The sequence below is a fragment of the Puniceibacterium confluentis genome, assembly GCF_007923445.1.
Taxonomy (GTDB): Bacteria; Pseudomonadota; Alphaproteobacteria; order Rhodobacterales; family Rhodobacteraceae; genus Puniceibacterium; species Puniceibacterium confluentis.
The window spans coordinates 1-24,417 of sequence record NZ_VOJI01000002.1 but is presented as its reverse complement, the minus strand read 5'-3'; the positions used below and the strand labels follow the sequence as shown (position 1 = coordinate 24,417).

31 protein-coding genes and 1 tRNA gene are annotated in these 24,417 nt (G+C 64.1%); 11 read left to right on the top strand and 21 right to left on the bottom strand.

The window, feature by feature from the left end; all coding sequences use genetic code 11:
- Nucleotides 1–8 precede the first annotated feature (8 nt).
- Nucleotides 9–236 (bottom strand): DUF1127 domain-containing protein, encoded by a 228-nt coding sequence (locus FOY53_RS02790; RefSeq protein ID WP_146585505.1) that lies wholly within the window; start codon nucleotides 234–236, stop codon nucleotides 9–11.
- A gap of 97 nt (nucleotides 237–333) precedes the next feature.
- Here FOY53_RS02790 and FOY53_RS02785 point away from each other — a divergent pair, with 97 nt between their 5' ends.
- The 3 genes from FOY53_RS02785 (at nucleotide 334) to rpsI (ending at nucleotide 2,970) form a co-directional block, all read left to right on the top strand.
- On the top strand, nucleotides 334–1,734 hold the full coding sequence (locus FOY53_RS02785; RefSeq protein WP_146585503.1) for an aminotransferase-like domain-containing protein: 1,401 nt from the start codon (nucleotides 334–336) through the stop codon (nucleotides 1,732–1,734).
- Between the two features lie 286 nt (nucleotides 1,735–2,020).
- Entirely contained in the window at nucleotides 2,021–2,485 is a 465-nt protein-coding gene (gene rplM, locus FOY53_RS02780) for a 50S ribosomal protein L13 (RefSeq protein WP_146585501.1), read from the top strand.
- Nucleotides 2,485–2,970: a 30S ribosomal protein S9 gene (gene rpsI, locus FOY53_RS02775; protein WP_146585499.1), complete on the top strand. Its 486-nt coding sequence runs from the start codon at nucleotides 2,485–2,487 to the stop codon at nucleotides 2,968–2,970. The genes rplM and rpsI overlap by 1 nt, the downstream gene beginning before the upstream one ends.
- 52 nt (nucleotides 2,971–3,022) lie before the next feature.
- On the opposite strand, the gene FOY53_RS02770 is transcribed toward rpsI, so the two are convergent.
- The 5 genes from FOY53_RS02770 to FOY53_RS02750 all read right to left on the bottom strand — a co-directional run bounded on the left by FOY53_RS02770 (nucleotide 3,023) and on the right by FOY53_RS02750 (nucleotide 7,575).
- Nucleotides 3,023–3,871 carry a sulfotransferase family protein gene (locus FOY53_RS02770; protein ID WP_146585497.1) on the bottom strand — a complete coding sequence of 283 codons (849 nt, stop codon included), beginning with the start codon at nucleotides 3,869–3,871 and terminating at the stop codon, nucleotides 3,023–3,025.
- 121 nt (nucleotides 3,872–3,992) lie between these two features.
- Nucleotides 3,993–4,610 (bottom strand): TetR/AcrR family transcriptional regulator, encoded by a 618-nt coding sequence (locus tag FOY53_RS02765; protein ID WP_146585495.1) that lies wholly within the window; start codon nucleotides 4,608–4,610, stop codon nucleotides 3,993–3,995.
- Entirely contained in the window at nucleotides 4,603–5,472 is an 870-nt protein-coding gene (gene ppk2 / locus FOY53_RS02760; protein ID WP_146585493.1) for a polyphosphate kinase 2, read from the bottom strand. The genes FOY53_RS02765 and ppk2 overlap by 8 nt, the downstream gene beginning before the upstream one ends.
- Nucleotides 5,473–5,640: 168 nt before the next feature.
- The gene (locus FOY53_RS02755) at nucleotides 5,641–6,618 is read right to left on the bottom strand and encodes an alpha/beta fold hydrolase (protein WP_146585491.1); all 978 of its coding nucleotides are present in this window, start codon (nucleotides 6,616–6,618) and stop codon (nucleotides 5,641–5,643) included.
- A 15-nt stretch (nucleotides 6,619–6,633) separates the two neighbouring features.
- Nucleotides 6,634–7,575: a homoserine O-succinyltransferase gene (locus tag FOY53_RS02750; RefSeq protein WP_146585489.1), complete on the bottom strand. Its 942-nt coding sequence runs from the start codon at nucleotides 7,573–7,575 to the stop codon at nucleotides 6,634–6,636.
- Nucleotides 7,576–7,773: 198 nt separating this feature from the next.
- On the opposite strand from FOY53_RS02750, the gene FOY53_RS02745 reads away from it, so the two are divergent.
- Entirely contained in the window at nucleotides 7,774–8,364 is a 591-nt protein-coding gene (locus tag FOY53_RS02745) for a hypothetical protein (protein WP_146585487.1), read from the top strand.
- Here the strand turns inward: FOY53_RS02745 and FOY53_RS02740 are convergent.
- The 6 genes from FOY53_RS02740 to guaA form a co-directional block, all read right to left on the bottom strand.
- Complete coding sequence (locus FOY53_RS02740; protein WP_146585485.1) at nucleotides 8,361–9,221, bottom strand: ATPase; 861 nt, start codon at nucleotides 9,219–9,221, stop codon at nucleotides 8,361–8,363. The two genes, FOY53_RS02745 and FOY53_RS02740, sit on opposite strands and share 4 nt — an antisense overlap.
- Before the next feature lie 61 nt (nucleotides 9,222–9,282).
- On the bottom strand, nucleotides 9,283–10,194 hold the full coding sequence (locus FOY53_RS02735) for a DMT family transporter (RefSeq protein WP_146585483.1): 912 nt from the start codon (nucleotides 10,192–10,194) through the stop codon (nucleotides 9,283–9,285).
- 177 nt (nucleotides 10,195–10,371) lie between these two features.
- A complete protein-coding gene (locus tag FOY53_RS02730) occupies nucleotides 10,372–11,655 on the bottom strand; it encodes an outer membrane protein transport protein (RefSeq protein WP_146585481.1) in 1,284 nt (427 codons plus the stop codon).
- Nucleotides 11,656–11,748: 93 nt separating this feature from the next.
- Nucleotides 11,749–12,633, bottom strand: coding sequence for a DMT family transporter (locus FOY53_RS02725; RefSeq protein ID WP_146585479.1), 885 nt, complete (start codon nucleotides 12,631–12,633; stop codon nucleotides 11,749–11,751).
- 82 nt (nucleotides 12,634–12,715) lie between these two features.
- On the bottom strand, nucleotides 12,716–12,982 hold the full coding sequence (locus FOY53_RS02720; protein ID WP_146585476.1) for a putative quinol monooxygenase: 267 nt from the start codon (nucleotides 12,980–12,982) through the stop codon (nucleotides 12,716–12,718).
- On the bottom strand, nucleotides 12,979–14,541 hold the full coding sequence (guaA, locus tag FOY53_RS02715) for a glutamine-hydrolyzing GMP synthase (RefSeq protein ID WP_146585474.1): 1,563 nt from the start codon (nucleotides 14,539–14,541) through the stop codon (nucleotides 12,979–12,981). Before guaA ends, FOY53_RS02720 begins: the two co-directional genes overlap by 4 nt.
- 68 nt (nucleotides 14,542–14,609) lie before the next feature.
- On the opposite strand from guaA, the gene FOY53_RS02710 reads away from it, so the two are divergent.
- The 3 genes from FOY53_RS02710 to FOY53_RS02700 all read left to right on the top strand — a co-directional run bounded on the left by FOY53_RS02710 (nucleotide 14,610) and on the right by FOY53_RS02700 (nucleotide 16,973).
- The gene (locus FOY53_RS02710) at nucleotides 14,610–14,954 is read left to right on the top strand and encodes a Lin0512 family protein (RefSeq protein WP_146585472.1); all 345 of its coding nucleotides are present in this window, start codon (nucleotides 14,610–14,612) and stop codon (nucleotides 14,952–14,954) included.
- Complete coding sequence (locus FOY53_RS02705) at nucleotides 14,951–15,307, top strand: Lin0512 family protein (RefSeq protein WP_146585470.1); 357 nt, start codon at nucleotides 14,951–14,953, stop codon at nucleotides 15,305–15,307. Before FOY53_RS02710 ends, FOY53_RS02705 begins: the two co-directional genes overlap by 4 nt.
- Nucleotides 15,308–15,434: 127 nt before the next feature.
- The gene (locus FOY53_RS02700; protein WP_146585468.1) at nucleotides 15,435–16,973 is read left to right on the top strand and encodes a trimethylamine methyltransferase family protein; all 1,539 of its coding nucleotides are present in this window, start codon (nucleotides 15,435–15,437) and stop codon (nucleotides 16,971–16,973) included.
- On the opposite strand, the gene FOY53_RS02695 is transcribed toward FOY53_RS02700, so the two are convergent.
- Entirely contained in the window at nucleotides 16,970–17,278 is a 309-nt protein-coding gene (locus tag FOY53_RS02695; RefSeq protein ID WP_146585466.1) for a DUF6477 family protein, read from the bottom strand. The two genes, FOY53_RS02700 and FOY53_RS02695, sit on opposite strands and share 4 nt — an antisense overlap.
- 228 nt (nucleotides 17,279–17,506) lie before the next feature.
- Here FOY53_RS02695 and FOY53_RS02690 point away from each other — a divergent pair, with 228 nt between their 5' ends.
- The 4 genes from FOY53_RS02690 to FOY53_RS02675 all read left to right on the top strand — a co-directional run bounded on the left by FOY53_RS02690 (nucleotide 17,507) and on the right by FOY53_RS02675 (nucleotide 20,862).
- Nucleotides 17,507–18,640, top strand: a complete 1,134-nt coding sequence (locus tag FOY53_RS02690) for a DUF6456 domain-containing protein (RefSeq protein ID WP_146585464.1) — start codon at nucleotides 17,507–17,509, stop codon at nucleotides 18,638–18,640.
- Nucleotides 18,641–18,865: 225 nt separating this feature from the next.
- On the top strand, nucleotides 18,866–19,816 hold the full coding sequence (gene lipA, locus FOY53_RS02685) for a lipoyl synthase (protein WP_146585462.1): 951 nt from the start codon (nucleotides 18,866–18,868) through the stop codon (nucleotides 19,814–19,816).
- Between the two features lie 433 nt (nucleotides 19,817–20,249).
- A complete protein-coding gene (soxR, locus tag FOY53_RS02680; RefSeq protein WP_146585460.1) occupies nucleotides 20,250–20,732 on the top strand; it encodes a redox-sensitive transcriptional activator SoxR in 483 nt (160 codons plus the stop codon).
- A gap of 54 nt (nucleotides 20,733–20,786) precedes the next feature.
- A tRNA-Val gene (locus tag FOY53_RS02675) sits at nucleotides 20,787–20,862 on the top strand.
- A gap of 18 nt (nucleotides 20,863–20,880) precedes the next feature.
- Here the strand turns inward: FOY53_RS02675 and FOY53_RS02670 are convergent.
- The 8 genes from FOY53_RS02670 to FOY53_RS02635 are packed head-to-tail and all read right to left on the bottom strand — an operon-like array spanning nucleotide 20,881 to nucleotide 24,344.
- Nucleotides 20,881–22,008, bottom strand: coding sequence for a tyrosine-type recombinase/integrase (locus FOY53_RS02670; protein ID WP_146585457.1), 1,128 nt, complete (start codon nucleotides 22,006–22,008; stop codon nucleotides 20,881–20,883).
- A 7-nt stretch (nucleotides 22,009–22,015) separates the two neighbouring features.
- The gene (locus tag FOY53_RS23385; RefSeq protein WP_222435212.1) at nucleotides 22,016–22,294 is read right to left on the bottom strand and encodes a helix-turn-helix transcriptional regulator; all 279 of its coding nucleotides are present in this window, start codon (nucleotides 22,292–22,294) and stop codon (nucleotides 22,016–22,018) included.
- A 1-nt stretch (nucleotide 22,295) separates the two neighbouring features.
- Nucleotides 22,296–22,781 carry a DUF4326 domain-containing protein gene (locus FOY53_RS02660; protein WP_146585455.1) on the bottom strand — a complete coding sequence of 162 codons (486 nt, stop codon included), beginning with the start codon at nucleotides 22,779–22,781 and terminating at the stop codon, nucleotides 22,296–22,298.
- Nucleotide 22,782: 1 nt separating this feature from the next.
- A complete protein-coding gene (locus FOY53_RS02655; RefSeq protein WP_146585453.1) occupies nucleotides 22,783–23,016 on the bottom strand; it encodes a hypothetical protein in 234 nt (77 codons plus the stop codon).
- A gap of 10 nt (nucleotides 23,017–23,026) precedes the next feature.
- On the bottom strand, nucleotides 23,027–23,686 hold the full coding sequence (locus FOY53_RS02650) for a hypothetical protein (protein WP_146585451.1): 660 nt from the start codon (nucleotides 23,684–23,686) through the stop codon (nucleotides 23,027–23,029).
- On the bottom strand, nucleotides 23,683–23,910 hold the full coding sequence (locus tag FOY53_RS02645; protein ID WP_146585449.1) for a hypothetical protein: 228 nt from the start codon (nucleotides 23,908–23,910) through the stop codon (nucleotides 23,683–23,685). The genes FOY53_RS02650 and FOY53_RS02645 overlap by 4 nt, the downstream gene beginning before the upstream one ends.
- Before the next feature lie 3 nt (nucleotides 23,911–23,913).
- Complete coding sequence (locus FOY53_RS02640; protein ID WP_146585447.1) at nucleotides 23,914–24,102, bottom strand: hypothetical protein; 189 nt, start codon at nucleotides 24,100–24,102, stop codon at nucleotides 23,914–23,916.
- Nucleotides 24,099–24,344: a hypothetical protein gene (locus FOY53_RS02635; RefSeq protein WP_146585445.1), complete on the bottom strand. Its 246-nt coding sequence runs from the start codon at nucleotides 24,342–24,344 to the stop codon at nucleotides 24,099–24,101. The genes FOY53_RS02640 and FOY53_RS02635 overlap by 4 nt, the downstream gene beginning before the upstream one ends.
- Nucleotides 24,345–24,417 lie beyond the last annotated feature (73 nt).

The window sequence follows — 24,417 nt, the reverse complement described above, 5'->3', positions numbered from 1 at the left end:
GTCAGGGATCAGCCTTGCCAGAACATGCGGCTGGCCTCGTGCCGTGCGGCCAGGGAGTCCAGACCGATATCGCGCAGCAGGTGCGGTTCGAGCCGGGCGAGCGCACGGCGGGTACGGTGACGGGTGCTCCATTTGGTCAGAATCACCGCCGCAAATACCGCGAAGGCCGGCAGCGGCGCGAGGTGGGCCTCGGCGCTGAGAAAGGCGAGGTGCGGGGCATGTGATGTCTGTGCCATCAGAGTGTTCCTTTAAATTGTATTGACACAATGTAGCGATATTGCTACGCATTTAGAGATACAATGTCGATTGTGTGGCGTCGAGTGAAAGATTGTAATGGATACAATTCTCAATCGTTATGAGTCCTCCGGCAAGGGGGCAAAGTACCGTTCGGTCGTGGGGGCGATCCGGTCGGCGCTGGAGGACGGCGCGCTGCGTGTCGAAGAGCGGCTTCCGCCGGTGCGCGAACTGGCCTGGGCGCTGGGGATCACCCCGGGCACAGTGGCGCGCGCCTATACTGTCCTGACCGACGAGGGCGTCTTGCGGGCCGAGGTCGGGCGCGGGACGTTTGTCGCCAGTCCCGCAGGCCCTGAAACGCCGCCGGACATTTTATGGCAGCAACACACTGCGCCCGAAGAGACCGATCTGGTCAGCCTGTTTTCGGCCAAGCTGCCGGATATGGGGCAGGTTGCGATGATCCGGGACGGGCTGCGGCGCCTTGCGGACCGGCCGGCGGCTGACCTGCTGAACTATCCGTCCCGCGCCGGGTTCGCGTCGGCGCGCCGTGCGGTGGTGCGATGGCTGGAGGACACGCCGCTGGGGCCGCTGGACCAGGAAGATATCGTGCTGAGCCATGGCGGGCAGAATGGCATATCGCTGGTGATGCAGGCGGTGCTGCGCGGGCGGCGCCCGGTCGTTCTGCTTGAAGAGCTGAACTATGTCGGTTTCCGCCGCGCGGCAGAGCTGTTGCGGGCAGATGTGGTCGGCGTGCCGATGGATGCGTTCGGCATCATCCCCGAAGCTCTTGAGGATCTGGTGCGCCGTCATGAGGCACAGTTGCTGTGCACCTCGCCGGAAATGCACAACCCGACCGGCCTGTTCACCCCACTGGAGCGGCGGCAGGCCATTGCCGAGGTTGCGCGGCGGACCGGGTTGCAGGTGCTCGAGGATGATTGTTACCGGGTGGGCCAGGCGCGGGAGCTGTCCTATCGGGCCTTGCTGCCGGGTCAGAGCTGGTACGTGTCCTCGATCTCCAAGACCATCACCCCGGCCCTGCGCATCGGTTTCGCCGTCGCTCCGCAGGAGCGGCGGGCGGATCTGCGGCGCGTGGCCGAGCACGGCTTTTTCGGGCTGGCGAGACCTCTCGCGGATCTGACCGAAGATATTCTGAGCCGGGACGAAACGCCGAAGATCATGGCGCGCGTGCGCGAAGAGCTCGGGCGCTATATCCGGGCCGCGGTGAATGTGCTGGGCACACACGATCTGGTCTGGCGCGCGGACATGCCGTTCCTGTGGCTGCATCTGCCCTCCGGCTGGCGGGCCGGTGCGTTCTGCCAGGCGGCCGAGGCGCAGGGCGTGCAGGTGCGCGCGGCGGACGAGTTCGCCCTGCGCGACGGCTTTGCGCCCCATGCCATACGCATCGGAATCAATGCGCAGGTGACGCTGGCGAGCTTTGAGGCGGCGATGGAGCGGTTGCGGCGGCTGCTGGAAAACCCGCCCGAGCAGATCGCGGTCTGAGGGGCCTGATCCGGCGGGGCGCGCCGCTGGCGCGCGCTGGTTTCCGGCGCGGGCGGCAAAGCGAGCCCGGTTCCGGGGCGCGGCGGCGGTGGCCGATGTGGTTCCGCAGTGGCTCCGGATTGGGGTATCTGGATACCTTAATTTCAAGCCATTGAATACGCAGTATTATATTTGACTTCACGCGCTTGACTGTGCGTGTCCAGCCCGTATAACCCGGCAATCGGATTTCGCGGGCCTCATGCCCCACGCATGAGTCCGGAACACGTCAAACCAAGGGTAACCCCATATGAAAACCTTTTCTGCAACACCTGCAGACATCGAGAAGAAATGGATCATCATCGACGCCGAAGGCGTGGTGCTGGGCCGTCTCGCTTCGATCGTCGCCATGCGTCTGCGTGGCAAGCACAAGCCGTCGTTCACACCGCACATGGACATGGGCGACAACGTGATCATCATCAACGCTGAAAAAGTGCAGATGACCGGCAACAAACGCCAGGAAAACTTTTACTGGCACACCGGACATCCGGGCGGCATCAAGTCGCGCACCAAGCAGCAGATCCTTGAGGGCGCACACCCCGAGCGTGTTGTCGTCCAGGCGATCAAGCGCATGCTGCCGGGCAACCGTCTGAGCCGGTCCGTCATGACCAACCTGCGCGTCTATGCAGGCGGCGAGCATCCCCACGAGGCCCAGAGCCCCGAAGTGCTGGATGTGAAGTCGATGAACTCCAAGAACACCCGGGTGGCAAAATAATGGCTGAACAGATCAATTCCCTGGAAGACCTGGGCACCGCCGCCGGCGTCGAAGCCGTGGTTGCAATCGCCGAACCCCGCGAGCCGCAGCGCGACGCTCTGGGCCGGGCCTATGCCACCGGCAAGCGCAAGGACGCGGTCGCCCGCGTCTGGATCAAGCCGGGCTCCGGCAAGGTCACCGTGAACGGCAAGCCGATCAACGATTATTTCGCGCGCCCCGTGCTGCAGATGATCCTGAAGCAGCCGTTCACCGTTTCCGGCACCGAAGGCCAGTTCGACGTTGTCGCCACTGTCAAGGGTGGCGGACTGTCCGGTCAGGCCGGCGCGGTCAAGCACGGTGTGTCCAAGGCACTGCAACTCTATGATCCCTCGCTGCGCGCGGCACTGAAGGCGGCGGGCTTCCTGACCCGTGACAGCCGTGTCGTCGAGCGGAAGAAGTTCGGTCGTGCCAAGGCCCGCAAGAGCTTCCAGTTCTCCAAGCGTTAAGCGTTTCGGAACGGTGTTACAAAGGGCGGCCTTCGGGCCGCCCTTTTGCGTTTCAGCCAGACAGATGGGCGTGCGGCCATGCGGTGCGCGCCTCAGGGAAGCGGGCCAGGCAATAGGCGTAATCGGCGGCAAAGGTGTCGAACACGTCGCGGGCGAGGGCGGGCGCAACCCCCGAGCGGTCGCCGGAATCGTTCACCCGCTGGCGGCTGGCGGCGGGATTGCTGTGAATTCCGGCGAAATCGCTGAGGCGCTGCACGGCCTCGGGGGTGAACATCGTCTCGAACAGACCCAGATAGGCGCGTCCGGGGCCAAAGGCGGCGTCGATGTTGCGCAGTGAAGTCTCGTAGCTCACGCCAAACCCCGCGCGGACAGCCTCGCGAAAATCGGATTCTGCGGATGTGTCGCCGTCTCCGCCGCTCCGGCCCTTGCGGCGCCGCATCTTGACGATGGACCAGGCGCGCTCGATCGGATCGCGCATGACGAACAGCGGTTTGACCGCGATGCCCCGGGTTGCAAACGTGGAGTCGATCATCTGCAATACGGACACAGGCAGCCCGGCATAGCCGGGAGAGATGTCGCCGGTGACGCGGATGCCCGGCTGGGCCAGACGGTGCTGGAAATACTCAAAATAGCGGGCGGGGTTCTGTTGCAGGCCATAGCGGAAAACCGGACCCTTCACCGGCAGGCCAACGCGGACGGCAAGCGCGGCCTCGAGCCGCTGCACCAGTCCGGGACGGGCAATGCGGTAGCGGCTGTTTTCCGGCAGATGCAACGCGTCCCAGACCTGGTATTCGCCCAGACGCCCCATGTCCACGCCCTCGGCCCGGTGCAGATATGTCTGGATCCAAGTGGTGCCGGACTTTGACGCGCCCAACCCCAGAACAAAGGTTTTCTCTGGCATTCCACCCTCTTGATACTGTGCGCGCCGCATGTGGTTGCGCGCCGCGATCTGCCCTACGCCATCCCGGATGCGGGCCCAAGGTTCTTCGGCACCGGTGCCGACAAACCGGGTCCGGCCCGGGTCATTTGTCCGGCGGCAGCAGACCGAGGCCGCGCAGATAGATCCCGATGCCGGATTCCAGCAGATCCTCGGGCGGATAGGGGCTTTGCGTGCCGGGAGAGTTGCGCGCATACAGCTCCACCACCCCGTGACTCAGGGCCCAGATATGGGCAGAAACCATTGCGGCGGGCGGCCGCTTCGCCGTCGGGATGTGCTGGCTCAGACCAGCCGCGGCACGTTCCTGCACGCCGCGCGCCCGGGCCGACACCGCGGCAAGCTCGGGCGAATGGTTGACGGAAACGCCGCTCTCAAACATCGCGATATAGTGGCCGGGGTACTTGCGCGCAAAGGCAAGGTAGGCCCTCCCCGTCGCCTCGAATGAGGCCAGGGCCGAGGGCTGGCCGCTGTCATAAGCATATTGCATCAGGTCGGCAAAGATTTCATAGCCCTGCAGCGCCGCTTCGGCGATCAGATCCTCGCGGCCCGAGAAATGCCGGTAGACGGCAGCCGGGGTCACACCGGCCTGCTTGGCGGCCTCGGAGAGGGTGAAGCCGGTCGGACCCTTCTGTTCGATCAGGGTCAGCGCGGCATCGACCAGCGCCTGCGCCAGATTGCCGTGGTGGTAGCCGCGTTTAGGCATCCCAGAGCTCGGGGCCTCCGCAGATCCTGGCATCTGTCTGCCCCAGCGCCTTGGCATCCTTGTTGGTGTAGTTCAGCCCGCACAGAACCGCGCGGATCGCCTCGAGCCGCGCCCGCCGCTTGTCGTCCGAGCGGATCACGGTCCAGGGGGCGGACTGGGTGTGGGTCAGGGTCAGCGTCTCGGGGATGGCGGCGGAATAGGCATCCCAGCGTTTCAGTCCCTCGACGTCGATCCAGCTGAGTTTCCACTGTTTCAGCGGGTCTTTTTCCCGGTCGAGAAATCGGCGCAGCTGTTCGGCCTGACCGACGTTGAGCCAGATCTTGAACAGGTGGATGCCGTCCTCGACCAGCATCTTTTCGAGATCCGGCACCTGGGCAAAAAAATGCTGGCGCTGATCCGGCGTGCTGAATTCGAACACGTGTTCGACGACGCCACGGTTGTACCAGGAGCGGTCAAAGAACACGATTTCGCCGCCGGCGGGCAGGTGCGGGATGTAGCGCTGAAAATACCACTGCGTCGCCTCGGTGTCCGAGGGTTTGGGCAATGCCACGGTGCGCGCCCCGCGCGGATTGAGGTTTTCGCGGAAACGCTTGATCGTGCCGCCCTTGCCGGCGGCGTCCCGGCCTTCGAACAGGATGGCGATGCGGGCGCCGGTCTCGCGCGCCCAGGACTGCATCTTCACCAGTTCGATCTGCAGCTTCTCAAGGTCCTTTTCATAGGCCTTTTTCGGCAGGATTTCGGAATAGGGATAGTTCGGATTCAGGATATCTTCCTTTTCGGCACGCTGAATGGCGTCGCGCACCTCTTTCGGGGCGTCTTTGGCGAAAAAGGCGCTGATGGCGCCGTCAAAGGGAAGATCCATGCGGGTTGTCCTGTCTTTTGCGGGCAATATGGGATGTTAAACCGGTTAACGCAATTGTGGAAGCCGAGGTCCCGCAGCGGGACGGTGTGGGAGAGGAAACGTCTCGGACTCTGGCGGGGATTCTTGCAACTCCGGGAATGTGGGGCGTGTGTTTTGGCGCCGGGGCTGCTAGCGCAGTCCGGCCTTGCGCGCGGCGCGGTCGATTGCCGCGACGACTGCCTGCGGCCGGGCGTGATGCGGCATGTGGCCGACACCGGTCAGCACGGTCAGGGTACTGTTGGGCAGCAGCGCATCCAGCCGCCGTGAGTGCACGTCCAGCGGCACAGTGTTGTCTGCATCGCCGTGTACCAGTTCGACCGGGATTGTGATCGCGGGGTATCTTTGCGACATGGCAACGACATGCGGCCGCAGGCTGTCGACCTGGCGGCCGTTGGCGCGCAGGGACTCGCGGCGCAGGGTCAGGCCGGGACCGACGTATTGCAGATAGCCCGCAGGCGGCTGATCCGGGGCAAAGATGGCGGCAACCGCGCTGTTGATCCGATCCTCTCCGGCAAAGGCCGTCACCAGCGGTGGCAGCACTGCGCCGCCCAGGGACGAGCCGAGGACGGTATAGGACAGGCCAAGCTCACCGGGCCAGGGCATGGTGGCGCCCGCGACAATCACCAGTGCTGCGGCGGGATGATCCAGCCCCCAGGCCATGGCGACGGATCCGCCGTAGGAGTGGCCCAGCACGATGGGACGGGTGACCCCCAGTTTTTCTGCTGCCTGCCAGAGCATGTCGGCCTGCTGCGCGGGGCTTTCGGCCGCAGTGTTGAAGGCACCGCCAAAGGCATCCGAGGGGCGGTCGGAATACCCAAGACCCGGGCGGTCGAACGCGATGACCCGGTAGCGGCCCTTGACCTGGTCGACGAAATCGAAGGCAAAGTCGCGCAGATTGCCGGATGCGCCGTGGATCAGCACCAGATCCGGGCCGGACCCGGTGACAAGGGCGTGTACCCGCCGCCCGCCGCCCACATCGACAAACTGACCGACGGGTGGCCATTCGCGCACCGCCTCGGCTTCGCGTGTATCGGCGCGGCGTTCCACCAGCGCGGAGCATCCCGCCGCCAGCACAAGTGTCAGGACGGACAGGAAACGGACACTCATGCAAACACCTTTGGATTATGTGCGCAGGTCGGTGCTGGCGCTGCCGATCTGCGTCATGTCAAACGGAGTTGTCAGGTAGAGCTCGGAGACCCAGTTGCCATAGAGAAGGTGCGCATGACTGCGCCAGCGGTTCTGCGGGCGCTGGGTCGGGTCGTCCGCGGGGTAATAATTTGCGGGCACATTGATGGTCGTGCCGGCCGCGACGTCGCGGTCATATTCCTGTTTCAGCGTGTCGCTGTCGTATTCGAGGTGGTTGAAAATGTAGAGCGCGCGGTGCGCGGTATCCTCGACCAGACAGGGGCCGGTCTCGGGGCTGTCGATCAGCACCGGCAGGCCCGCGGATTCGATTTCGTCGCGCCGCAGCTCGGTCCAGCGGCTGACCGGGATCACCATGTCGTCGGAAAACCCGCGCAGGTAGGGTGAGGCGGGCACAAGGTTCTGGTGACGCACGCAGCCGAACGCCTTGGCGTCCAGCAGGTGTTTCGGCACGCTGTGGAAGTAGTTGATCATCGCCATGCCGCCCCAGCACACGCCAAAGGTCGAATGCACATGCGTTTGGGTCCAGTCGAACACCCGGGTGAGTTCGTCCCAGTAGGTGACGTCGGTGTACTCCAGCCGCTCGATCGGGGCGCCGGTGATGATCAGCCCGTCAAATTTCTCGCCGCTGGCTTCGACCTCGGTGAAGGGGCGGTAGAACGTCTCCATATGTTCGGCGGCGGTGTTGCGGGTTTCATGTTCGCTCATCCGGATCAGGCTGAGCTCGATCTGGAGCGGATTGGCGCCGATCAGCCGGGCGAACTGGGTCTCGGTCTGGATCTTCTTGGGCATGAGATTGAGCAGCCCGATGCGCAACGGCCGGATATCCTGATGGCTGGCGGCATCCTCGGGCATGACCATGACACCCTCGCGCGACAAGACGGCATAGGCGGGCAGGTCGGAGGGCAGCTTGATGGGCATCGGTCAATCCTTGGCAGTCGTCGCGGGCGCTGGGCGTGGCAGAGATAGGCCAGAGCGGCCGGCATCACAAGCGCTGAGCCGACTTGTCCGGCACGGCGTGGCGGCGGTTTGTTGCGAACGGTCGGGCACCACTCTCTGGCAAGGTGGCGGGACTGGTGTAGGCTGGACACCGGTTGAGTCGGGGATCGGAGCCCTTTGATGCGAGTTATTGTGCCGGTGGTGGTGTTTCTGGGCCTTGTACAGGCTGCGTCGGCGCAGGTCGGGGTCGCCGACCAGCAGTGCATCTGGAGCTGCCTGCACGGGCCCGACGGGGGCGCCGAGGGCAGCGCGGCCCACACGCAATGTGTGCAGCAGCGCTGTACGGCCGAGGTCGGCACCCTGCCACCAGGACCGGGGCTGAGCGACGCCGGCCGGGCCTGGCGTTACGGGCGATCAGGGAACGGCACGGGTTATGCCACGATTGACGCACCGGGGCGGGCTGAGGGCGCGCGGGTGATATTCTTCTGCAAACGCGGGGGAGAGATGTTTCTGCAACTGGATGGGATTGGACAAAGCGCGCTGCACGGCCAGAACCTGATCATTGTGATCGACGGCAAGACCTACCCGCTCGGCTTCCGGGCGGACGGTGACACGCGGGCGCTGGCGGCCTTGTCCTCGGATGCCGCGGTGATCGCCGCCATGCAGTCCGGCAGCCACCTGGTGGTGCGCAACCCCGCAGGGGAAACGCTGTTCGACCTGCCCCTGCGGGGCGCCCGCGAGGCGGTGGCGACGGTGATCGCGGGCTGCTAACGCGCGGCCAGCGCAGCGGCCACCACCGCTTCGAACGCCGCCGGAGTGGTGGCCCCGGCTAGATCCGCCGCCTCGACCGTTATGCCCCAGTTCCGGGCCATCGCTTCGTAGCGCGGCTGCCGGTGGGCAAGCGCCTGGGCATAGGTCCAGCGGATGAAATCATCGGGATCAACCTCGGATTCGCCACAGCCCTTGAGCGCAAGGTATTCCGTCCAGACCCGCAGGAGGAATTCGGGCTGATACGCCATCGGCTTGGGGGCGCGGTCAAAGCGGCGGATCAGTTCTTCGGTATGGGCTTCACTGCCACGGATCCAGATCATCAGGCATTGCTGCGACAGCGCCGACAGGATCGGATCGGCGGGATCCTCGGGTGACACCCATTCGCAGATCGACCCGCCGGTGTCGCAGACGAAATGCGGATAGCCATAGAGCGCATCGGCCCGGTCGATGAAATAACCGGTGTCCAGCAACGCCTGTTTTTCCGCGCGGGCGAACTGTTCCTGACGGCGCTGGTAGGTGGCCATCGGCAGACCGCCCTTGGCCTGCGCGCCCGGTTTGCCCAGATAGGCGGAAACGGCGGCCAGGTTGTGAAAGGTGATATTCGAGCCGATGTAGATCGAATCGCTCATCAGCAGGTCGCGCAGAAACGGCACTTTCATTGCCTGCTGTTTGGCGTTGTCGGCGATGTATTCGCCCATGTAGCGGGTGCCGATGCGGTAATCTATGGAATAGTGGAACCAGTCGCCGTCACTGCGCAGCATGTTGGAGACATGGGTCTTGCCCAGGCCCGACATTGCGAAAAGCACCACACGTTTTCGCGGCGCCGCAAGCCAGGATTCGGCAGAGTCGTACAGCATGGTTCGTGCGCCTTCCGGTTGGAGGAGTTGCGCCGTTACGTATCCAGCGCGGGCAGCGGCGTCAAACCCTACGCAGGGCGGCGCGCCAGATCCGACCGTCCAGCACCATGAGCCCCAGTGCCAGAAGGACAAAGCCGCCATAGGCACCTGCGGACAATGCCTCGCCGCGCACCAGCGCACCCAGTGTGATCGCAACCGGGGGAATCAGCAGTGTCACCAGCATCAGGTTGCCGCTGCCTGCCATCGCCAACACCCTGTAATACAACAGGTAAGCCAGGGCTGTGGCGATTCCGGCATAATAGCCTATGGCCAGCCAGGTGGCAGGGTGCAGGTCGAAGCTGGGCACGCCCTCGGTCCACAGGGTCAGCGGCGCCATGATCAGGGTCGATCCGGTCAGCATGCCGGCGGCGGCCAGTTCGGGCGGCAGACCCCGCAGTGTATGCCGCGCCCAGGCTCCGGCGCAGGCGTAGGATAGGGTGCCCGCCAGCACCGCAAGCTGCGCAAGCGAGGTCACGTCAAAGGATGTCAGCGCGGCGGGGCCGACGGCGATGGCAACGCCGGCAAAACCCAGCGCCACACCCAGGGCCTTGCGCGGGCTGAGCCGCTCGTCGGCAAAGACCAGTGCCGCGACCAGAACGCCGAATATCGCCGTCGCCGCATTGAAGATCGAGGTCAGCCCGGTCGGGATATGCAGCTGGCCCCAGGCCATGAGCGAAAAGGGCAGGACATTGTTCAGCAGTCCCATGACCAGGAACGCCCCCCACAGGCGCGGATTCCGGGGCAGGGCGATACGGCGCAGGGCGATCACCACCCAGAGGGCGCACATGGCCCAGAAGGTGCGGTGCAATACCGATGTCAGCGGACCGATTTCGTCCAGCGCGGTGCGGATGGCAAGAAAGGATCCGCCCCAGATCAGCGCCAGAAGCGCCAGTTCGCCCCAGGCCCGGGCGGTGAGTGCGGTTTGCTGTATCATATCGCGGTTCTAGACCCGGTTGCCGTGAGTCCGCGACCCGGAACATGCTCAGAAAGGGAAAGGAACGCGTCATTAACGATCAGGGGCGGGCAGATGCTGTCCGGTCGGACATTGCCGGAAATGCAAACCGCCCGGACTGTCTGGTCCGGGCGGTCTTCGGTGCAAATCCTATCCGGTTCAGAACGTCATTTCTGCCTTGAATCCAATGCCGACGGCCGAGTTGTCGCGGAACTTGGCGACCGATCTGTCGGCCACACCCGCATCGGCATCGCCGAGTTTGGAGTAGTTGATCCCGGCCGAGATCTTCATCGGTCCGTTCACATAGCGCCCGCCCAGGGAAACCCCCATCAGCCCGTCGGTCGGCCCCAGCGGCGAGACGGTCTTGGCGCCGGTTTCAGGCTCGTAGATGAACGAGATCGAGCCGGCGAACTGATCGTTGAACTGGCGCGCCAGCCCGATGGTGTAGCGGTGCGAATCTTCGAGATTCACAAGATCCGAGTTCAGCGTTGTCGGGATCACGTCGACCTCTGAAAAGTCAGTCCAGCGGTAGCTGGCCGTGAGCAGAGTGCCCGCAGCGATTCCGGTCTGGAAATCCAGGTTGAGCGACTGCGGTGTGACGTATTCGACATCACTTTTGAACGTGGTGCCGTACAGCCGTTCCGTGGTGTCCGCCTTGTGGTCGATCTCGAAGCTGTAGGTGGCGGCTAAGCGCAGGGCGATATCGGGGATCTCGTAGGCCGCACCGACAACGTAGCCGACAGAGGAGTCGTCTTCCATCTCGAAGTCGTAACCGCCGTTGGCAAAGTAGCTGCCGATCTGTCCGGCGACCGCGCCCCCCAGGGCAGCCGTGGTCCCGGCGCCATAGGTCGTGTCGATGGTCCCGGCGGCGGTGGGGCTGCCGGCAAGTGCCGCCCCCAGTGTCGTCGGCGACAGGGCCGGGGCACCGGCGGGCAGGGAGCCCGAGAAGCTGCGGGCCACGGCAGCGGTCGAAATCGCCTGGGCATAGGCCTGGCCATTCAGCGCCACTTCGGCGGAAACGCGTTCGCCCTTGATGCCGCCAAAGACGCTGAAGCGGTCGTTGATCTTGTAACGACCGACAAAGCTGATCGCCTCGGAACGCAGATCCGCGCCCGTGCCGGCCAGCGTGCTGGTCGCAGGGTTGCCGTTGTAATCCACATTGACCCCATAGGGCTGATCCAGGATCACCGAATAATTGAACTGGCTGTTGACGGCGTTGGTGTAGGTCAACCCGGTCTGTGTGTAATTTTCGCCGACATCGTACTTGTTGCCCAGCGCGTCACGGCCGGTGACGGATGGCTGCACATAGCCAAAGGACAGCGTGGCAGTGTTGTCGGCATCGAAGATGCTCAGCACGCTTTGCCCTGAACGGTCGAGCCCGGCTGCCGAGGCTGATCCAGCGGCAAGGGCAAGCGCCGAGGCGCTGACCAGTATTTTTTTCATTGTTTCCTCATCCCTGATTAGAAGTCTCTCCTCAAGGTAGAGGGTACAGGCGTTCTCGAACCGGTCAATCTTTGACCGTACGTCACGGGAAGCTTATGCGCCGCTACGTAACTTTCCCGTAACAGGCCGTGTTTCATGCAGGATATTATAGTAATTCGCGGCGAAAATGACGGCGGCACCGAGAATGACATAGGGATCCAGAGGTTCGGCATAGACCAGCATTCCCAGAATTGCGATCACCGGCAAGCGGACAAAGTCAATCGGCATTACAACCGTGGCGGGTGCGATGCGCAGCGCTGTGGTCAGGCAGAAATGAGCCAGCAGACCCGCGCAGGCAATCAGCACGATCCACGGCCAGTTCGCCGCCGACGGCAGGGCGATGTCGCCGTCATACCCCGCGCAGATCAGGCCAAAGACCGCCTGCATCACCGTCAGATAGAACAGGATGCAGGTGATGGTTTCCGTGCGGGTCAGGCGGCGGGTGAACACCGCCGATCCGGCAAAGCCGATCGCGGCCAGCGCGGCCGCCAGCAAGCCGATGTCAAGGGTTTCGGGGCTGGGGCGGGCAACGATCAGGATGCCGACAAAGCCGAACAGCGCCGAGATGGCCCGGGTCCGGGTCAGCCGCTCGCCCAGGATCAGCGGCGAGAGCACCATGACCCAGAGCGGCGAGGTGAATTCCAGCGCGAAAACCTGGGCCAGCGGGATCGCGGTGATGGCAAAGAACCACAGGTTCTGCCCGGTGAAATGGCTGATGTTGCGGATCAGGTGCCAGCCGAGGCTGCGGGTGGTGATCTGCGACTGCGTGCGCGCCAGTCCCGACACCACCAGGACGATGGCGACGCCGATCAGGCTGCGGTACATCATGATCTCGAACGTATCGAGATCAAGGCTGACGGCCCGGCCGGCCACAGCCATGGAGGTGAAGGAAACGATGGCTCCGATCATCCAGAGACAGGCGCGCAAAGTCTCGCTCATCGGGGTCTGTGCCGGCGCATGTCGGGCTCTCCTTCTCCACCTGCGCATCTGCCCAGACCGGGCCGGGAATGGCAAGCCGGGATCAGACCTCGGAGACGGTGTAGTCGCGTGTCATGCCGACGGTCGCCGTGAACCAGTCGCTGGCTTTCGTGCGGGTCTGGTGGACCTCGTAGGCCGCGCGGTCGACAAACAGTTCCGAGACCGCAAAGACCCCCGGGCGCGTTTCGACCACCTCGAATTCGAGGCAGCCAGGTTCGGCCCGGGTGTGGCGGATGTGCGCGGGCAAGGCGTCGCGCACCGTCTGCCGGTCCTGCGGCGCACAGGTCAGTGTGCCGGTCAGGTGGATCATTCCCACTCGATGGTGCCCGGAGGCTTGCTGGTCACGTCATAGGTGACGCGGTTGATGCCCTTGACCTCGTTGATGAGCCGCGTGGCGGTTTCGCCAAGGAAATCGTGCGTGAAGGGGTAATAATCCGCCGTCATGCCGTCAACGGATGTCACCGCACGCAGGGCGCAGGCAAAATCATAGGTGCGCCCGTCACCCATCACACCGACGGTCCGCACCGGAAGGATCGCGACAAAGGCCTGCCAGATCTCGTCATACAGACCATGCTTGCGGATCTGGTCGATATAGACCGCATCGGCCTTGCGCAGGATCTCGAGCTTTTCGCGGGTGATTTCTCCGGGGCAGCGGATGGCGAGGCCGGGGCCGGGGAAAGGATGGCGTCCGATGAAGCTCGCGGGGAGGCCGAGTTCGTGGCCCAGTGCGCGGACTTCGTCCTTGAACAGTTCGCGCAGCGGCTCGACCAGTTTCAGGCCCATCTTTTCGGGCAGGCCGCCAACATTGTGGTGGCTCTTGATGGTGACACTGGGGCCGCCCGAGAACGACACCGATTCGATGACATCGGGGTACAGGGTGCCCTGAGCCAGAAATTCGGCGCCGTCGATGGTGTTGGCGTATTTCTGGAAAACGTCGATGAACAGGCCGCCAATGATCTTGCGCTTGGTTTCCGGATCGCTCACGCCGTCGAGCTTGCCGAGGAAAAGTTCGGATTCATCGGCATGGATCAGCGGCAGGTTGTAGTGTTCGCGGAACATGGTGACGACTTCGGTCGCCTCGTTCAGGCGCAGCAGCCCGTGGTCGACAAAGACACAGGTCAACTGGTCGCCGATCGCCTCGTGCAGCAGGACCGCCGCGACCGAGGAATCGACACCGCCCGAGAGGGCACAGATCACCTTCTTGTCGCCGACCTGCTCGCGGATCTTGCGGATCGCCTCTTCCCGATACGCGCCCATGGTCCAGTCACCGGTAAAGCCGGCATCTTTCACGAAGTTCTCGTAAAGCGTCCTGCCGTTCGGGGTGTGGTGCACTTCGGGGTGGAACTGAACGGCGTAGAAGCGGCGTTCGAGATCGGCCGTGACCGCGAAAGGTGCGTTCGGAGAGGTGCCATAGACCTTGAAACCCGGTGCGATGGCCGAAACGTGGTCGCCATGGCTCATCCAGACCTGTTCGCGGCTGTCCAGGAACCACCCCTTGAGCAGGTCGATGCGGTTGTCCCCGGGAGTAACGTAGGCACGCCCGAATTCGGCGGTGCCGTGGCCGCGTTCGACCTTGCCGCCCAGCATCTGCATCATCACCTGCTGGCCGTAGCAGATGCCCAGCACCGGCACACCGAGATCGAACACCTTGGCGGGCGGGCGCGGAGAGCCGTCGTCGATGACGGAAGCCGGGCCGCCGGACAGGATCACCGCCCTGGGGGCGAAGTCGTCCAGAAAGGCGTCTGTCACCAGGTTGAACGGGTGAATTTCGCAATAGACGTTCAGTTCCCGCAGGCGGCGCGCGATCAGCTGCGTCACTTGCGATCCGAAGTCTATGATGAGAAGGCGGTCATGCTGGGTCTGGGTCATAGGCTCTGATAGGCAGGCGCCGGGAAAAGTGCAATATCCGGCAAGAGACTGTTGGGAGGGAAATCCAGATGCGGTTGCTGAGCGAGTTCGGAATGGGGACGTCCCTGCGCCGGGGCGATTACACAGAGGCAGCGGCACGCGCGGTGCGCGATGCGCTGTGGCACAATTCGATCAATCTGGCCGAGCTGTTCGGGTTCGCCAAGGAAGACATGTTGATTGACGTGCAAATCGGGGTGCAACAGCCCGAAGCAGTGGATGTCGGCGTGCTTGCCGCGCTGTTTCCCTATGGACAGCCGACCATCACCGTGGTGCGTGGCGGGCTGGACATTGCCCGTCCCGAAGGCCACGGCAACCCGACCATCCTGGCCAATGCCGCATTGTCCGTGTCGTTCGACATGGAGCGCGCGACATGAGCCAGCGCATGATCATCGAAATGGGCACGGGCAACGATCAGCACGGTCAGGATTATACCAAGGCGGCGGGCCGCGCGATCGAGGATGCGCTGCGACATTCGTCACTGCCGATCATCGCGCAGTTGGCGGTGTCGCCCGCGGACATGCGGGTGCAGGTGACGGTCGGTGTGCAGGCACCGGACCAGGTCGACTGCGACTCGTTGGTCGGGTTGCTGCCGCGCGGTACAGTGACGGTCACGGCTGTGCACGGCGGGCTCGACCTCGTCAATCCGGACACCAGCGCGGTGACGGTTGTGGCCTCGGCGGCAATCGAGGTGTTCCTGCCGCCGCAAACAGGCTGGCAACTGGCCTGAACCTCACGGCCGGTGTCGCTTTTTCCCCTGAGGTGGCGCAAACCGCACAAAGGCGCGCGACCTGTCAGGCTAGAACCGCTTGAAAATAGGCGGGGGCAGTCCCTGCAGACGGGATAAAGGGTGGCACATGGCCGAAGTAGCAAGACGGACACGCGGCGGCGGCGGAGCGGCCCGAAGGGCCGAGCGTTCGGCCATAAGCATCGAGACCGCCAAGTACATCGAACGCAACATTCCGAACTACGAGGTGTTGAGTGAGGAAGCGCTTGAGGTCATCGAAACCAACGCCGAGACGGTCCTGGCGACGATCGGCGTCAACTTCATCAACAATCCGGCAGCACTGAAACGCTGGCAGGACGCCGGTGCCGAAGTCGAAGGCGAACGCGTGCGCATTCCGCGCGGGCTGGCGCGCCAGCTGTGCAGCACCGCGCCCGCACAGTACACCCAGCACGCCCGCAACCCCGAGCGCAACGTGGTTGTGGGCGGCAAGAATCTTGTCCTCGCCCCGGTCTACGGCCCGCCCTTCGTACATGACGCGGAAAACGGCCGTCGCTATGCCACGATGGAAGATTTCCGCAACTTCGTGAAGCTGGGATATATGTCCAAGTGGCTGCACCATTCCGGCGGCACGGTCTGCGAGCCGACCGATGTGCCGGTCAACAAGCGCCACCTGGACATGCTGCACGCCCACATGACCCTGTCGGACAAGCCGTTCATGGGCTCGGTCACCGAACCCAGCCGGGCGCAGGATTCGATTGATATGTGCGAGATCCTGTTCGGCAAGCAGTTCGTGCAGGACAATACGGTGATGACATCGCTGATCAACATCAACTCGCCGATGACGTTCGACGACACGATGATGGGGGCGCTCGAGATCTATGCCGCCAACAATCAGGCCTGCATCATCTCGCCCTTCATCGTGGGGGGCGCCATGGCGCCGGTCTCGGTCGCGGGCACGCTGACGCAGGTTCTGGCCGAGGTGCTGGCGGGGATCGCCTATTCCCAGCTGGTGCGCCCGGGCGCGCCGGTGATCTTTGGCGCATTCGTGACGTCGATCGACATGAATTCGGGGGCACCGACCTTTGGCACCCCCGAAGCCTCTCTGATCACATATGGCGCCGGGCAGCTGGCCCGCCGGATGGGGTTGCCCTATCGCAGTGCCGGGTCGTTCTGCGGATCAAAGCTGCCGGATGCGCAGGCCGCCTACGAGACGTCCAACTCTCTGAACATGGGGCTCTTGTCCGGTGTGAACTTCATGCTGCATGCCTGCGGCTGGATGGAGGGCGGGTTGGTTTCGTCCTACGAGAAGTTCGTGATGGATGCCGATCAGCTCGGCACGCTGCACCATCTCGCGCGTGGCGTGCGGATCGACGAAGAAGCTCAGGCGATGGATGCCATAGCCGAGGTTGGTCCCGGCGGGCATTATCTGGGCTGTGCGCACACGCAGGCGAATTTCAAATCCGCGTTCTGGCGCTCGGACGTGTTTGATTACAAACCTTTCGAGACCTGGAGCGAGGAGGGTGCGCGCGATACCATGGCACTGGCCAGCCTGCGGGTAAAGCGGCAGCTGGACACCTATCAGCAACCGCCGCTCGATCCGGCGATCGCCGAGGCGCTGGACGCCTTTGTTGCGAGCAAGAAGGCGTCGATGCAGGATTCCTTTCTCTAACCCGCCGCCACCAGTGACACAGGAGCCGAGGCGCGCAGCAGTTGCGCCTCGCCCATCATGGCGACCAGAACCTCGATGTGGCGGCTGATCGAGTAGCTCGCCGCGCATTCCTGTCGCTGTGTGTCGATTTCCTGTTCCAGGGTGATCAGCTGTTCCAGTGCCGCTTCGTTCCGGGGCAGGTGCGCCAAGCCCAGCAGCCGGTGCAGATGAACATTCCGCCGATAGTCTGCGACACCGATCCGGGCGGTCCGGATCAGCAGGCGCGGGCGGCGAATCGTGTCAAGGCAGCGAAGGGCGGTGGTCATGGCGTCTCTCCCAAAAAGCGTGTCTCTGGAATGTGACACAACTTTTGAGGGTGTTGCGCGAAGCCGAATGTCACCGTCCGGAATGTTCACAACTGTTTAGAAATTCGCAACAATCCTTACATAAGCGTAAATTTGTTAACCAGCGGGTAACGATAACAGTCAAATGTTCCACACCAAGCTGGGGATATCTCTGTGGATATCTCAGCGGGCATCAAAGGAAGCCGGACCATGATCCGCAGCACGCAGCGTGACACTGAACAGACCCTGCCGGGGTGGGTGCCGGAGGCAGCACGCCATTACCTGGTGCACATCGAAACCGGATTGCCGATCCGGGCTCTGGCCAGGCAGGCGGGCTGTCATGCCTCGACGGTGTTGCGCCAGGTGCGCAAACTGGAAGGTCGGCGCGACGATCCCCTGGTTGACGCTGCGCTGCGCCGTTTGGGTCAACATCTCATTCAGCCGACAGCCGGACAGCTTGAAAAGGAATCTGCCAAGATGAATGCACTCTCCTCTTCCAACCCATCGAACATCGACCAGAAGACCCTGGCACGTGAGGGACGCCGGATCCTGCGGCGGCTGAGCGAAACCGGGGCGGTCCTTGCGGTTGCGGCGGAAATGGAAAAGGCTGTCGTGGTGCGCGATACGGCGGATGGCGGCAGCACGAGAACCGCCGTGGTGGACAGCACGATTGCCCAGGCGATGGCCCTCAAAGACTGGATCGCCTGCGTCACTCCGGGCCGGATCGCGCGCTACCGGATCACGCCGGCCGGGCGGGCGGCCCTGTCTCAGCTGATTGCCGAGCAGGAAAGCCGGCTGCGTGGCTTTGCCGAGACGCAAACCAGCTTTGCCGGACAGTTGACCGGGCGTGCCGCCGAAGAGGCGATGGAGCGCCAGGCGCTGGACCCGCGCGCGGCGCGCACGCGCTATGCGGTCGGTGACAGCCCGCTGGCCGCTCTGGCCCGCCGCCGCGACCGGGACGGCAGTCCGTTTCTCGAAGATGCGCTGGTCAGTGCCGGTGAGCGGCTGCGCGAGGATTTCGAGCTGAGCCAGATGGGGCAGCCGGGGCCGCAGACCTGCGACCGGGTTCCGAGTGCCGCGCCGGGCAAGCCGCAATGTGCAACCACCGAGCCACGCGGGCAGGAAGCGGCCCGCAGCCGGGTTTCGGCGGCTCTGTCGGAACTTGGACCCGGACTCGCGGATGTCGCGGTGCGTTGCTGCTGCCACCTCGAGGGTCTGGAGACCGCCGAGAAGCGCATGGGCTGGTCGGCCCGGTCGGGCAAGATCGTATTGCGCATCGCGCTGCAACGCCTGCGCCGCCATTACGACGAGACGGTGGGCGCGGGCGGCGGGTTGATCGGCTGAGCGTGACGGCGGGTAAACCGGCCCGGTGCCCGCCAAATGCCTGCGAATTGGTACGACCGCCGGGCAGGGGGCGGCAACAAGCGGCCCGCCCGGACACCTAAGGTGCCGCAGTTCCTGTCTTCTTCAGAACATCGCGCATTGCATGGCAGCTATGCGATGCTGGTACTGCCTGCCAGCGTGACATATGCTATAGGCCAAGCGTCAGGACACAGCGGGGGGCACCACATGCGAGATCTCAAGATACCCGAGCAGCGGCACCCCGAAAAGGCGCATCGCGCCGACAATGCCCAACCCAAGAAACCCGACTGGATCCGGGTGCGCGCACCCGGCGGGCAGGGCTATGCCGACACGCGCAAGATCATGCGAGAAAACAATCTGGTCACCGTCTGCGAAGAAGCGAGCTGCCCGAACGTCGGAGAATGCTGGAGCCAGGGCCACGCGACGATGATGATCATGGGTGACATCTGTACCCGGGGCTGCACCTTCTGCAACATCGCCACCGGCCGTCCGGAGACTCTGGACGCCTTCGAACCCGGTCGCGTGGCGGATGCCGTGCAGAAGCTCGGGCTGAACCACGTGGTGATCACCAGCGTCGACCGCGATGATCTGGACGATGGCGGCGCCGAGCACTTTGCCCAGACCATCCGCGCCGTGCGCCACCGGGCGCCGGGCACCACGATCGAGATTCTGACACCGGATTTCCTGAAATGTGCGCCCTCGGTTCTGGAAACGGTTGTTGCCGCCAGACCGGACGTGTTCAACCATAACCTGGAAACCGTGCCCGGGCTTTATCCGTCGGTCCGTCCCGGCGCGCGCTATTTCCATTCGCTGCGCCTGCTGCAGCGGGTCAAAGAGCTGGATCCGTCGATCTTTACCAAATCCGGCATCATGGTTGGTCTCGGCGAGGGCCGCGAAGCAGTGCTCCAGGTGATGGATGACATGCGTGCCGCGGACGTGGATTTTCTGACCATCGGCCAGTACCTGCAACCGACGCCCAAGCATCATGCCGTGGATCGCTTCGTGCATCCGGATGAATTTGCGGGCTACGAACGGGCGGCGCTGGGCAAGGGGTTCCTGATGGTGTCAGCGACGCCGCTGACGCGGTCTTCGTATCACGCCGGCGACGATTTTGCCCGCCTGCGCGCCGCCCGAGAGGCCAAGCTGGCACGCGCCTGACCCGAAGGGGATTCCCGGGCCGGGGCGTCGCCGGGCTGCGCAGCCAGCACGCTGATATCCGCTGCGTGCTGCATGGACGCAACCTCGTCGGCAACGGCTGCGCACAATCCGCCGCACCCGGGTGCAAAGGCGAAAATCTGCGCCACGCGCCGGAAAACTTCTACCATGATGCCCGATCGTCGACTGTCGTCCCGCGGGTGTCTGGCGTGTGCGGAATTCCGATATCACGCGCCAGATGCGGTGTCTGACGCAGCAGTTCCAGACGACGGCGGTCACGGCGGGCTCGTGACCACTGTTTGAGGCGTTGCCATAGGCGCGGCCGGCGGCGCAACGGAAACAGGAAATCGAGATGGTGGACGGACATGGAATTCTCCTTGAGGAATCGGTCAGTCTGTCTACTCTCGGACCTCAAGTGAACTTGAGGTCAAGCCCGATGTCAAAACCTGCCCGCAAAATACTGCCCGCCGATCTGAGTGTCGGAGAGATGGCCCGGCGCGCCGGGGTTGCAGTGTCGACCCTGCATTATTACGAGGCCGAGGGCCTGATCAGCAGTTGGCGTACCCCGGCCAACCATCGCCGGTATGATCGCCGCGAATTGCGTCGGGTTTCGGTGATCCGCGTGGCGCAGACTCTTGGCATTCCGCTCGCCGAGGTGCGCGTTGTCCTCGATCAGGTGCCCAGCGGTGCCGCCGTGGGCAAGGCTGACTGGGCGGTCGCGTCAACCCGCTGGCGTGACGAGATCGACCGGCGCATGGCGCTGCTGGCAAAACTGCGCGACCAGCTGGACCATTGCATGGGCTGCGGCTGCCTTTCCCTGGAAAACTGCCCGCTCTACAATCCGGGGGATGCGCTGGGCCGCACCGGCGCGGGACCCCGGCGCTGGCTGGAGAAAGACGGCGAAAATTCTATTGGCTGACAGGCCCAAGATGCCTTGATCTCCGCGCCGCAGGATTCTAAAAGCCGTTCAGTCGGGTGATTAGCTCAGTTGGTAGAGCGCTTCGTTTACACCGAAGATGTCAGCGGTTCGAGCCCGTTATCACCCACCAAAATCAAACACTTACAGCCTAATTTTCTGACTGGTTCCCAATCCAGCCGGGCCGGTTCCCAATTTCCGGCAACAGCAGCAGCGTTTCGTGGTTCAAATGCTCGACCTCCGCACGGCGGGCATAGTGCTTGGACATGCTTTCTGAGAGGTGGCCCAACATAGCCTGAACCCGCGCGATTCCCCCAAAGATCTCGGCATTTCTGGCCACCGCGTTTGCTATGTTCGTTGCGTTCGTGTGGCGAAGCCCGTGCAGGGTGGCGCGAAACGCGCCCTCTGGCAGATTCTCCACACGGTGCGGGCGCAGCTTCAGCCGGATGAGCTCGGTCCGCCACGATGCTCCAAAGCCGCTCGGAGTCCATGGGTTGCCGCGAGAGTTTGTCAGTAGCGGACGGCCGGGATCGATGATGCTGGCCTTGCGGCGCGCGGCGCGCTCCATGTCGAGAATGGCCAGCACAACAGGATGAAGGGGAACAGGGACGCTTGTCCTGGTCTTGCCCTGTTCCAGGTACCAGACGCTGTCCTTGATTGCCTTGTCCGTCAACTTGCGCAGCACGTCCTCGCGTCTCTGGCCTGTGTAGGCGGCGACAAGGGCCACCTTCACGATCTCGCGCTTGCCCTGATCGATCAGCAGCTGCAGCTTTTCCTCTGGCCAAGGTTCGTAGCTGACGTCGCTCTGGACCCGCTCGATGCCGGTGCAGGGGTTTGTGTCCACAAAACCCCGCGGCTTGCCCCATCCGAACACGGCGCTGATGTCGTCAAGGCGGCGGTTCGCGGTGGCCGGACGATCGGCCAGAGAGTCGTAGAGGGCCTGAACGTGCACCGGTTTGATGGCAGAGGCTTCGAACTCTCCCCATCGCTCCAGCATAAGATCGCATGCGAGATTGCGCAGGGTGGTCGACGCCTTTGGCAGCTTGCGGAACCGTTCACTGTCGCGGTGATCGCGCACCATGCGGGCGATGCTAGTCTTGCTTTCGAATTCCCCCGGGATCGTGCCGAAGACTACACGGTGCGCGCTATTGTACGCGGCGCGATAGTCGGAATCAAAAGGGTGAGGCAGAGGGAAGCGTTGTTCATTGCCGTTGCGCACTACTCGGAAATAGAAGAATTCGCGGCCGCGCTTCACCTTGCGCTGAACATAGCGCTCCAAGCGAAATTCACTTCTGGCCACGGCTTGCTCTCAAAATTGGATCGTCCTCTACGTGGTTTGACCCAGTGTTGAGCCGATTCTCGACATCGGTCCACTTCCATCGTGTCGCGCCGCTGCTGATCTTGATCGGTTTGGGCAGGACGCCGGTCCGCGTCCATTCCCGGATGGTGGTTTCGCTGGCGTCGAGCAGCTGCGCCAACGTCGCGGCCGATACATATGCCAATGGTCGCGCTGTTTGCGCGATCTCGGTCGGCACTGTCACGGTAATGGTGCGGTGCTGTCCCATGTCAGTCGAACTCCCCCGCGACCAGATCCATCCACCGGCTCAGATCCGCCCGCGTGTCAGCCGCCAGCGCCAGCAGCACGTCGGCATGGCAGGTCGCATCTGTGGCGCACCAGCAGCACAGGTCGAGGCCGCGCAGTTCGCCCAGACTGAGCGCCTGCCAGATCGCCGCGCGGCGGGCCTGCATGTCGTCACGCCACCGGCGCCGACTGGTCGGGGGCAGAATGTCGGGGCGCAGCCGTACCGGCACCGGATAACCATGGATCCAGACCGCGAAGGCACCCACGGCCTGCTCTGCGGTCAGCCTGCCTGCCGGGGTGCGGTGCGACGACTGCCAGCCCGCCCGGGTGCCACGCGGCCAGCAGTACGCGCCATCCGCGCCGACCACCCAGGGGTTGCCGAAGATCGTGTTGCGCGCGACCACGCGGGCCTCTGGTGGCTTGCGCCAGCCTTTGGTGCGGCACAGAAGGATGCGGGAGGGGTCAGCCATGTCAGTTCACCCTCTGATCTGGCCAGAAGCCGGACACCGCCGCCTTGGCATTCTCCCACATCGCCGCGAGGGCCCGCTCAGGGTCAGCGCCTGATTTGACCGAGATCAGGACAAATGCGCACTTCAAGTCAGCAGCGGCAGTGGCGTCATCGCCGCCGTGGTTCCGCGCGTTCATCTGAGAGGCAATGACAGCGGCCTCGATGCGACGTTTGGTGATTGTTGCCTCGTCGGTCATTCCATCATCCTCACGCTGCAATCTCCTGTCCGAGGGCATGCCCGCCCCATTGGTCTGCCCAGGCCTCGGCCATGCCGGGAAACGTCTTGCTGCGGATCTTCCAGCGGTCCGGTCCCGGCGGCGCGCGGTGGATCGCGGACCAGGCCTTGTGTTCTGCCGTGCCGGGCCTGGGCGGCTCCAGGCGCCCGGTTGCCGACAGATCGGGCAGGTTGCGCAGGTAGAGGCCCGTTGCCTTGAATGCCGGATCCCCGAACCACCAGGGCTGCACGATCTGCGGCTTGATCCATCCTGTGATCCGTTCGCGGGCGTGTCGGTGCATGACGGGGTTCTCGACCGCAACATGGGCGATGGGGGCATTGAGACAGTCGCTGAACAGGGCCGCGCCATCGTCCAGCTCGGCCCACATCTCGACGGCGGTCTTGTCTGGCGGTGGCGTGTGCAGCCAGCGGACCCCGGAGTTGCAGAGCCGGGTGCAGGGCGGGTTGCTCACGATCAGCAGATCCCATCCCCAGCCGATCACATCGCGGATGTCCCCCTGGATGTGCCGGTTCGTCGGCTTGTCCGCGGGCAGCAGATCGCACTGCCAGGCGTCGTGGCCCCGGGCAAGGAAAGCGTCCAGCGCCACGCAGCTGGTCGCGCAGCCGATCAGGACCCGGAGGGGCGACGTCATGCGGATGGCTTTCCGAGGAACATCTGCCGGGTGCGGCGGGCGCGATGTTTTTCCGCCTCGTCCGTGTCGGCGTGGCCGATCAGGAAGGCGCAGGCCAGGTGGATCGTCTCGTCGTCAAAGTGGGCCAGATCGGCGAGCACGGAGCGCGCGTAGAACAGCGGCTCTGCGCCCGCCTGCAGGCCACCCGCCTGGGGGGAAGTGCGGGTAATCATGTCATCCGCCATGGCTCAGCACCCCGTCAGGGCACAGGGTGTGCCGTAGGCATGGGTCAGCGCCAGAAGCTGCAGCAGGTCGCCGGTGATCAGCGTGGCCAGCAGGGTGGCGATGCTGACCGAGGTGAGGGCGATGCCATAGGCCAGCCAGTTGGGCCGGATCCGCTGGCTGCGGGCGTAGGTGTCGGCAAGGTGGTCGATCATTGCAGCACCTCTGCGTCCGGGCGCACCGGGAGGTCGCCGCGCAGGATCATGATGCCTTCGCCCACGTTGGTGTTGTTCCAGACGGCCTCTGTGATCTCGTCGCAAGACGGATCGAGATCGCAGAGGTCCGCCAGCAGGGTGGCCATGCGGTCCGCTTCGGCGACGAGTGCCAGCGCCATCACCAGCAGGCATGTGGCGCGGGCGCGGGTGGAGTCGTCGTGCAGGGGGCTGGGAGTGCTCATGCCGCATCACCCCCGGTCGGGGCGGACAGGCCGAACCTGCGGGCGATGGCGGCGCGGGTCGGGGCCAGGGCGG